The organism is Caulobacter sp. CCUG 60055 (genome assembly GCF_022750545.1).
Lineage (GTDB): Bacteria > Pseudomonadota > Alphaproteobacteria > Caulobacterales > Caulobacteraceae > PUIC01.
The window spans coordinates 171,417-180,402 of sequence record NZ_PUIC01000003.1 but is presented as its reverse complement, the minus strand read 5'-3'; the positions used below and the strand labels follow the sequence as shown (position 1 = coordinate 180,402).

Annotated in this window: 11 protein-coding genes; 4 read left to right on the top strand and 7 right to left on the bottom strand. The window is 72.1% G+C overall.

Annotation, left to right across the window (positions count from 1 at the left end):
- Nucleotides 1–33 precede the first annotated feature (33 nt).
- Nucleotides 34–666 carry a LysE family translocator gene (locus C5708_RS05940; protein ID WP_242918886.1) on the top strand — a complete coding sequence of 211 codons (633 nt, stop codon included), beginning with the start codon at nt 34–36 and terminating at the stop codon, nt 664–666.
- A 186-nt stretch (nt 667–852) separates the two neighbouring features.
- Nucleotides 853–1,428, top strand: coding sequence for a hypothetical protein (locus tag C5708_RS05935; protein WP_242918884.1), 576 nt, complete (start codon nt 853–855; stop codon nt 1,426–1,428).
- Nucleotides 1,429–1,519: 91 nt separating this feature from the next.
- On the opposite strand, the gene C5708_RS05930 is transcribed toward C5708_RS05935, so the two are convergent.
- Complete coding sequence (locus tag C5708_RS05930; RefSeq protein WP_242918882.1) at nt 1,520–2,302, bottom strand: SDR family NAD(P)-dependent oxidoreductase; 783 nt, start codon at nt 2,300–2,302, stop codon at nt 1,520–1,522.
- A 72-nt stretch (nt 2,303–2,374) separates the two neighbouring features.
- Here C5708_RS05930 and C5708_RS05925 point away from each other — a divergent pair, with 72 nt between their 5' ends.
- Both C5708_RS05925 and C5708_RS05920 read left to right on the top strand, forming a co-directional pair.
- Entirely contained in the window at nt 2,375–2,773 is a 399-nt protein-coding gene (locus C5708_RS05925; protein ID WP_242919644.1) for a YkvA family protein, read from the top strand.
- Nucleotides 2,766–3,401, top strand: coding sequence for a lysoplasmalogenase (locus C5708_RS05920; protein WP_242918874.1), 636 nt, complete (start codon nt 2,766–2,768; stop codon nt 3,399–3,401). Before C5708_RS05925 ends, C5708_RS05920 begins: the two co-directional genes overlap by 8 nt.
- A gap of 1 nt (nt 3,402) precedes the next feature.
- Here the strand turns inward: C5708_RS05920 and C5708_RS05915 are convergent, their stop codons facing one another.
- The 6 genes from C5708_RS05915 to leuB form a co-directional block, all read right to left on the bottom strand.
- Entirely contained in the window at nt 3,403–4,323 is a 921-nt protein-coding gene (locus C5708_RS05915; RefSeq protein WP_347566998.1) for a DMT family transporter, read from the bottom strand.
- On the bottom strand, nt 4,316–5,062 hold the full coding sequence (locus C5708_RS19525; RefSeq protein WP_242918872.1) for a 2OG-Fe(II) oxygenase family protein: 747 nt from the start codon (nt 5,060–5,062) through the stop codon (nt 4,316–4,318). The genes C5708_RS05915 and C5708_RS19525 overlap by 8 nt, the downstream gene beginning before the upstream one ends.
- On the bottom strand, nt 5,059–5,952 hold the full coding sequence (locus C5708_RS05905; protein ID WP_242918870.1) for an SDR family oxidoreductase: 894 nt from the start codon (nt 5,950–5,952) through the stop codon (nt 5,059–5,061). Before C5708_RS05905 ends, C5708_RS19525 begins: the two co-directional genes overlap by 4 nt.
- Nucleotides 5,953–6,051: 99 nt before the next feature.
- Nucleotides 6,052–6,660, bottom strand: a complete 609-nt coding sequence (locus C5708_RS05900) for a TetR/AcrR family transcriptional regulator (RefSeq protein WP_242918868.1) — start codon at nt 6,658–6,660, stop codon at nt 6,052–6,054.
- Between the two features lie 30 nt (nt 6,661–6,690).
- Entirely contained in the window at nt 6,691–7,767 is a 1,077-nt protein-coding gene (locus C5708_RS05895) for an HlyD family secretion protein (RefSeq protein WP_242918866.1), read from the bottom strand.
- Nucleotides 7,768–7,928: 161 nt separating this feature from the next.
- On the bottom strand, nt 7,929–8,981 hold the full coding sequence (leuB, locus tag C5708_RS05890) for a 3-isopropylmalate dehydrogenase (RefSeq protein ID WP_242918864.1): 1,053 nt from the start codon (nt 8,979–8,981) through the stop codon (nt 7,929–7,931).
- Between the last annotated feature and the right edge of the window lie 5 nt (nt 8,982–8,986).

Below are 8,986 nucleotides of genomic sequence, written 5' to 3'. Positions count from 1 at the left end.
CGCCGGGGCGCGGCGGTTCGACAAGCGCCGGTCATGACCTTGCCTGTCGATCCCGCCCGCTACGCCGCCTTCCTCGCCGTCATGGCGGTGATGGCGGTGACGCCCGGCCCGGCCAACCTGTTCGCCATCGCCACCGGCATGGAGCGGGGGCGCGGCGCGGCCCTGGTCGGGGTCGCCGGCATGAACGCCGCCACCCTCTGCTGGTTCGCCGCCGCCGCCCTGGGGCTGGGCGCGCTGATCGCGGCCTTTCCGGCCGCGTTCAGGCTGCTGACCGTGCTGGGGGCGCTCTATGTGGCCTGGCTGGGGATCAAGGCGCTGATCGCGGCGGCGCGGGGCGTCGCCGGGCCCGGGCATGCGGCGGGCCGCCGGCCCGGCCGCTCGGCCTTCCGCGACGGCTTCGCCGTGCAGATCGCCAACCCCAAGGCGCTGCTGTTCTTCACCGCCGTGCTGCCGCCGTTCATCGACGTCGCCCGGCCGGCGGCGCCGCAGCTGGCGCTGTTCGCCTGCGGCACCATCGCCATGGACGTGGCCAGCATGAGCGCCTACGGCGTCGGCGGTGCGGCCCTGTCGGCCCGGATGAGCGAGCCGCGCTTCGCCCGCGGCTTCTCGGCCTTCGTCGGCGTGCTGCTGCTGGCGGCGGCCGTCCTGATCCTCACCCGCCGCTGACCGCGCGAGAAATCATCCCAGGACGCGACGGCCGGCCGGTTTCGCGCGTTTAAGTCTTGCGGCGTCCTCCGGCGGAGCGGCAAGCTCCGTCGCAAGTCGCGGCTGAAATCTTGTGGCGACAATGCCTCGTCATCATCTATGTCCGCAGGGACGACACGCGGCAGCGTCGAAGGAGCGCGCCCTATCATGACCAGCAAGTTCATATCCATCGCGGCGGCGGCCGCAGCGGCGCTGAGCCTGGCCGCCTGCGCCACCGCCACGCCCTATCAGCCCAGGCTGCCGGGGCAGGCGCAACAGGGCGGCTACAGCGACGCCCGCATCGAGGCCAACCGCTTCCGTGTCGATTTCGCCGGCAACAGCCTCACCTCGCGCGACACGGTCGAGACCTATCTGCTCTACCGCGCCGCCGAGCTGACCGTGAACCAAGGCTACGACTGGTTCGCCATGGCCGAGCGCAAGACCGACAAGAAGGTCAACACCTACGTCAACAACTACGGCCCGTACGGCTACGGCTGGGCGCCGTCCTGGCGCTATTACGGCCGCTTCGGCTGGCGCACCTGGGACCCGTTCTGGGGCGACCCCTTCTGGGCCAACAACATCGACGTCCAGACCGTCGAGAAGTACGACGCCTCGGCCGAGATCGTCATGTATCGCGGGCCCAAGCCCGGCGACAATCCGCGGGCCTTCGACGCCCGGGACGTGATGGCCAACCTCGGCTCGAAGATCGTCCGCCCGCCGGTCGCGGGCCAGGCCGGCCGCTGAGCGCGGACGGTCTTTCCCGATCAAGAGGACGGCCGGTCGCCCTGGGCGGCCGGCCGTTTTCCGTCGGGCGAAGGGGCGATCGGGCCCCGGCCTAGCGCGGGGCCATGCGGATGGCGCCGTCGAGACGGACGTCCTCGCCGTTGAAATAGCCGTTGGAGATCATGGCCAGGGCCAGCTTGGCGTACTCGGCGGGATCGCCCAGGCGCTTGGGGAAGGGGACGCTGGCGGCCAGGGCGGCCTTCACGTTGTCCGGCGCGGCGTTCATCAGCGGGGTGTTGAAGATGCCCGGCAGGATGGTGTTGACGCGAATGCCCTCGCTCATCAGGTCGCGGGCGATCGGCAGGGTCATGCCGACGACGCCGCCCTTGGACGCCGAATAGGCCGCCTGGCCCATCTGGCCGTCCTCGGCCGCCACCGAGGCGGTGTTGACGATGGCGCCGCGCTCGCCGTCCTCCTGGGGCTCCAGGGTCAGCATGCCGGCCGCCGACTTGGCGATGCAGCGGAAGGTGCCGACCAGGTTGATCTGGATGACCATGTTGAAGGCGTCGAGCGGGAAATGCTTGATCGCGCCGGTGGCCTTGTCGCGGCCGGCGGTCTTGGCGGCGTTGCCGACGCCGGCGCAGTTGACCAGCACGCGTTCCTGGCCGTGGGCGGCGCGGGCCTTCTCGAAGCCGGCGTCGACCTCGGCGTCGGAGGTGACGTTGACCTTGCAGAACACGCCGCCGATGTCCTTGGCGACCTGTTCGCCGCGTTCTTCGTTCATGTCGAAGATGGCGACCTTCACCCCTTGCGCGGCCAGGGCGCGGGCGGTGGCTTCGCCGAGGCCGGAGGCCCCGCCGGTGACGACGGCGGCGACGGAGGAGTCGAGTTTCATGGACGAGTTCCCTGCTGGTGCGTTTAAGCTTGGCGTCGTCGCGGGACGACTGGATTTTCGGGTTTAACGATGATGACCGCCCACGCCAACGGTGACGCAACGGCGCCTCTCGATCCGAGGAAGGCGCTCGAACCGGCCACGATCCGGCTGAACGAGATGCGGGTGCGCCGGGGGTTCTGGCCGGCCTTCCGCAAGGCCGCGGCCAAGATCCCGTTCGCGGCCGACCTGCTGTCGGTCTATTACTGCGCCCGCGATCCGGAGACGCCGGCGACGGCGAAGGCGATGATGATGGCGGCCCTGGCCTATTTCGTCCTGCCCGCCGACGCCATTCCCGACGTGCTGCCGGTGATCGGCTACACCGACGACGCGGCGGTGATCGCCGCCGTGCTGGCCATCGTCGGCCGCAACCTCAAGCCGCGCCACAAGGACGCCGCCCGCGCCCTGCTCGACCGCATGGCCGCCGATGCTTGAGCGCCGCCTGGTCTGGCTGTCGGCGATCGCGGCGGTGCTCTACGCCGCCGCCTTCCTGCATCGCTCGCCCTCGGCCCTGCGCACGGTGGTCAAGACCGCCGCCGTCGGGGCGCTGGCGGTGATCGCCTATCTGGCGGACGTGCCCTGGCTGCTGGCGGCGGGGCTGGCCCTCAGCGCCGTCGGCGACGCCTTCCTGGCCGGCGATCCCGACCGCTGGCTGCCGGCCGGCCTCGGCGCCTTCCTGCTGGCCCACCTGCTCTACATCTGGTTCTTCCTGGAGACCGGGCTGGGCCTGGCCTCGTTCGCCGCCTCGCCCGTGCGGCTGGCCGGGGCCGTGGCGGTGTTCGTCCTGGCTGCGGGCATGCTGGCCTGGCTGTGGCGCTCGCTGGGGGCCATGCGCCTGGCGGTCTCGGTCTATGTCGGGGCCATCGCCGTGATGGTCGCCGCCAGCTTCACCCTGCCGGCGCCGCTGTGGCCCGCCGCCCTGGGGGCGGTGCTGTTCATGCTGTCCGACGCGGTGTTGTCGGTCGAGCTGTTCAAGGGGCTGAAGAGCCGCGTGGCGGCGCACGCGGTGTGGGCGCTCTATTATCTCGGCCAGTTCGCCATCGGCTGGGCCTTCGTGCGCTGACCTAGCCTTCCGCCGCCTCCGGGGCCGCCGCCCTGGCCGCCCGCTGCTCGCGCCAGGTGATGTAGAGGGTCGAGGCCACCACCACCGCCGCGCCGAGGATGGTGGTCCAGGCCGGCAGCTCGCCGAACAGCAGAAGGCCGGCGCCGACCGCGAACACCAGCCGGGTGTAGTCGATGGGGGCCATGGCCGCGGCGTCGCCGATCTGCATGCCCTTGATGTAGCAGGCCTGGGTGATCACCCCCATCACGCCCATGGCCGCCAGCAGGGCGAGGTCGGCGGGTTGCGGCCAGCGCCAGACGAACAGGGCCGGCGGGATCGAGAACGCCAGGCCCAGCGCCGCCGCCCAGACCAGCAGCACGAACGGGCTGTGGTCGCGGGTCATCACCTTCATGCCGGTGATGGTCAGGGCGAACAGGAAGGCCGAGGCCAGGGCGGCCAGCTGGGCCCAGCCGAGGGCGGCCAGGCCGTGGCCGGTCCCGAACACCATCAGCAGCACGCCCAGGAAGCCTACCACCGCCGCGCCGATGCGCGCCGGCCCCAGCCGCTCGCGCAGCACGAAGGCGGCCAGCGGAACCAGCCACAGCGAGCGGGTGAAGGACAGGGCGTTGGCGTCGGCCAGGGGCAGCTTCTGGTAGGCGTAGAAGCTGAGGATCATCGCCAGGGTGCCGGCCGCCGAGCGGAAGAACAGGATGCCCGGCCGCGTGGTGCGGAACGCCCCCTTCCAGTCGCGGGCGATCAGCGGCGCCAGCACCAGCAGGCCGGCGGCCTGGCGATAGAAGGTCTGGAGCGAGGCCGGATAGTCGCCGCCCAGGTATTTGATCAGGGTGGTCATCGCCGTGAAGCTGATCGCCGAGGCGACCATCCACAGCGCGCCGCGCACGTTGGGCGCAAGCCCCGGCGCGGCCGCCGCCGCGTCAGCCACGGGCCCGGACCCAGCCGGTGATCGACAGGCGCTCGCCGCCGGCGAAGGGCGCGACCGCCGTCACCGCGTGATCCTGGGGCACGCGGAACAGGTTCAGGGCGTTGAAGGCGGGGCTGTAGCCCTCGGCCAGATGGCCGTCCTCGTCGGGGAAGGCCAGCACGCCGCCCCAGTCGGCCCGCCAGCCGGGGGTCAGGTTGAGCACATAGGCGAACAGGCGGTGCTTGCCCGGCTGGGCGTCGCTGTGGCGGGTGAGGAAATCGCCGGGGCCGTAGCGGGTGGCCTGGGCGTCGCAATAGGCCGCCCGCGGCTCATTAGTCAGTATACGAATGAAGTTCAGGAAGGCGTCGCCGTTGAGGAAGTCGTAGGCCGCCTCGGCGGCCGCGCCGGTCCGCCGTCCCGCCTCGACGTCGTCGCTGACCTTCCAGCTGTCGAAACGGTAGGCGAAGCCGTCGCGGGCCTCGCGCCAGATCGCCTGGTCCAGGGCCTGGCGCTGGCCGTCGCTGATCGCCTCGTACTCGGCCAGGGTCGGCTCGTAATGGGCGCCGCCGTGCAGGAACGCCTTGCGCCAGGGCGCGCCGGCCGCCAGCCCGGCGTGCAGGCGGCCCGCCCCGTCTCCGGCCAGGAAGCCGGGCAGGTGCAGCCGTCCAAACCGCGCGAACAGGGGGCGCAGGGCCTCGGGACGAAGGCCGGGATCGATGCGCAGGTCGATCCCGGCGGCGGTCGGCGGACGCGGGGTCACGATCCGGCGTTCGCCTCCGCGATGCGGGCGGCGCGCATCTGCTCGGCCTGCTCGGCGGTGACGCCCATGGCGTCGAGCAGGGGCGAGACCGCCTGGGGGTCCCAGGCGTGGCGGCCGCCGATGGTGATGGCCCCGTCGACGACGAAATGCTGGCCGCTGACGAAGGCCGAGGCGTCCGAGGCCAGGAACAGGGCGGCGTTGGCGATGTCCTCGGGCATGCCGGCCTTGGGCACCGGCTGCATCTTGGGGGCCACCTCGGCGACGCGGGCGGCCATCTGGTCGGCGACCTCGCGCGGCAGGCCCATGGAGGCGCCGAAGATCGAGGTGGCGATCAGGCCGGGGCAGATGGCGTTGACGCGGATGTTCTGCGGCGACAGCTCGGCCGCAGCGCAGCGGGTCAGGTGGATGACCGCGCCCTTGGCGGTGGAATAGGCCAGCGGGCCCCAGCCGGCCTGCAGCCCGGCGATCGAGGCGGTGTTGATGATCGAGCCGCCGCCGCGCTCGCGCATCAGCGGCAGGGCGTGGGTCATGCCCAGCATCACCGAGCGCAGCAGCAGGGCCATGGTCCCGTCCCAGGCGGCGGCGGTCATGTCCTCGACCCCGTTGGGCGCGCCGCCCGAACCGGCGTTGTTGAACAGCACGTCCAGCCCGCCGAAGCGGTCCTTCGCCGTCCGCAGGGCGGCCTTGACGTCGTCTTCGCGGGTGACGTCGCAATGGACGTAGGCCACGGCCTCGCCGAAGCGCTGCTCGAGCGCCGCGCCCTTGGCGTCCTGCATGTCGGCGGCCACCACCTTGGCGCCTTCGGCGATGAAAAGCTCGGTCGCGCCGAGGCCGATGCCCGAGGCGGCTCCCGTGACGACGGCGATCTTGCCCTGCAGTCTTCCGGTCATGGCGTTCTCCTTATCAATGTTCTCTTATCCCGCATTCCTCCCATGCCGGCAGGGCGGAACGCCAGAGGAGAATCGACCGGCCGCCGCGTCCGTCGGCGTTCAGGCCGCGTAGGCGCGCATGAACCTGTGGGCGATGCGGCGGGCCAGCCGTTCGATGCCGGCTTCGTCCAGCCCGAGGTCCAGGCCGATCAAGGCGCGGATCTGGCGGTGGCCGATGCACATGCCCGAGAAGAATTCGGCGGCCTCGTCGGGGTCCTCGACGGCCATCCGGCCGGCGCCGGTCTCGGCGGCGAGGAAGGCGGCCAGCTTGGCGCGGGAGGCGCGGGGCCCGGCCTCGAACACCTCGCGGGCGGTCTCGGGCAGGCCGTCCGCGCCCTGGATGGTCATGCGGATCAGCGAATAGTTGCGGGCCGAGCAGATGCTTTCCAGCAGGATGCGGGCGTAGGCCGCCAGGGTCTCCTCGGGGCGCTCCTGCGCGCCCGGCTCGCGCAGCGGCGCGGTCAGGTATTCCACCCGCCGGGTGACCAGGGCCCTGACCAGGGCGGTCTTGCCGCCATAGTGGTTGTAGATGGTCTGCTTGGAGACGCTGGCGCGCCGGGCGATGGCCTCGATCGGCGCCGACAGGCCCCGTTCGGCCAGCACCTCGACGGCGGCGTCGAGTATGGCCTCGTTCTTGGCGACGTCGATCTGTCCGGCCAGTCTGGGCATGATGGGTCCCGCTCGCTCGAGCGCCGCCGCTCAGCGCGCCGCGGCGGCGGCCGAGGCGGCCTCCGCGAAGCCGGGCCCGGTCTGGGCCTTGACGTCCACCTTGACCTCGACCGAGAGGCCCGGCCGCAGGGCCGCGCCGAGGCCGGCGCGGTCGACGGCGATCTTCACCGGCAGCCGCTGGGTGATCTTGGTGAAGTTGCCGACGGCGTTCTCGACCGGGATCATGGCGAACTGCTGGCCGGTGGCCGGGGCGAAGCTGTCGATGCGCCCCTTGATCGGGTCCTTGCCGAAGGCGTCGGCCTTGATCTCGACCGGCTGGCCGACGCGCATGCGCGCCACCTGGGTCTCCTTGAAGTTGGCGACCACATAGGCCTTGCCCAGCGGCACCACCGACAGCAGCGCCGTTCCGGGCGACACGTACTGGCCGGGCCGCACGGCGCGGGCGCCGACGACGCCGGCGACCGGCGCGCGGATCACCGTCCGGTCCAGGTTGATGCGGGCTGCGTCGACGGCCGCGCGGGCCGCCGCCGCCTGAGCCATGCCCTGGTCGCGCGCCGAGCCCAGCGACTGGGCCGAACGGCGCTCGGCCTCCAGCGTCGCCTGCGCCTCGGCGACGGCGGCGCCGGCCTGGCTGGCCTGGGCGTGGACCTGCTGCACCTTCTGGGACGACACCCAGCCCTGGCCGGACAGGGCCGAATAGCGCTGCTGGTCGGCGTGGGCCATGGCGGCCTGAGCCTCGGCGCTGGCCACGCCGGCGGCGCGCTGGGCGATCATCGCCTGCTCCAGCCGGGCCTTGTCGTCGACGCTCTTCACCGCCGCCTCCTGCGACGCCAGGTTGGCGACCGCCTGGTCGTAGCGCGACTGGGCGTCGGCCGGATCGATGCGCACCAGCACCTGGCCGGGCTGGACCCGCTGGTTGTCGGCGACCAGCACCTCGGCGACGTAGCCGCTGATCTGCGGGCTGACCGAGACGGTGTCCGCCTGGACATAGGCGTTGTCGGTCTTCTCGTAATGCTGGCGGTCGGCCCACCACAGGCCGCCGGCGACGAGGCCGACGACGGCGGCCGCAGACCCGGCGATCAACGGGACGAGCTTGCGTTTGGACATGACCGGCCCTTGCCCCCCGACAGAGAGAGGCCGACGCCCGTCCGGGGAGGGACGTCGGCCGCCGGCGCGTCTGGGCTCTAGCCGCGCCCCGCCGGCCGCGCAAGGGTTAAGTGGACGCTGTGTCCAAACATCAGGCCGGCTGTCGCCGGCGAGGCGGAACGCTAGAGCTGGGCCAGGACCGCGTCGCCCATCTGGACGGTGGTCAGGGCGCCGCCGAGGTCGCGCGTGCGGGCGCCGGCGTCGAGGGCCCGGCGCACGGCGGCGAACAGCGCGTCGGCCAGTTCGGCGCGGCCCAGCGACCAGCGCAGGGCCATCTCGAACGACAGGATGGCGGCGACCGGATTGGCGATCCCCTGGCCGGCGATGTCGGGGGCCGAGCCATGGATCGGCTCATAGAGGCCGGGGCGGCCCGGCGCGCCGAGGGCGGCCGAGGGCAAGAGGCCGATCGAGCCGGTCAGCTGCGAGGCCTCGTCCGACAGGATGTCGCCGAACAGGTTGTCGGTCAGGATGACGTCGAACTGCTTGGGATTGCGCACCAGCTGCATGGCGGCGTTGTCGGCCAGCATGTGCTCCAGCCGCACGTCGGCGTAGTCGCGCCTGTGCAGGGCGGTGACCACCTCGCGCCACAACAGGCCGGAATCCATCACATTGGCCTTTTCGCACGAGGTGACGTGGTTGCGGCGGCCGCGTGCCATCTCGAAGGCGACGCGGCCGACGCGCTCGATCTCCGAGGTGGTGTAGACCTGGGTGTCGACGGCGCGCTTCTGGCCGTCGGCCAGGGTCTCGATGAACCGGGGCTCGCCGAAATAGATGCCGCCCGTCAGTTCACGGACGATCATGATGTCCAGCCCGGCCACCACCTCGCGCTTGAGGGTCGAGGCGTCGGCCAGCGGGTCGAAACACAGGGCCGGGCGCAGATTGGCGAACACCTGCATGGCCGCGCGCAGACCGAGCAGCCCGGCCTCCGGCCGCTTGTCGCGGGGCGCGTCGGCCCATTTCGGGCCGCCGACCGCGCCCATCAGCACGGCGTCGGCGGCCAGGGCGCGGGCCTTGGTCTCCTCGGTCAGCGGCGCGCCGTGAGCGTCGAAGCTGGCGCCCCCGAACGGGCCCTCCTCGATGACGAGGTCCGGCGTCAGCCGCTCGGCGACGCGGCGCACCTGGGCGCAGACCTCGGGGCCGATCCCGTCGCCGGGCAGGAGGAGAAGCGTGGACATGGACG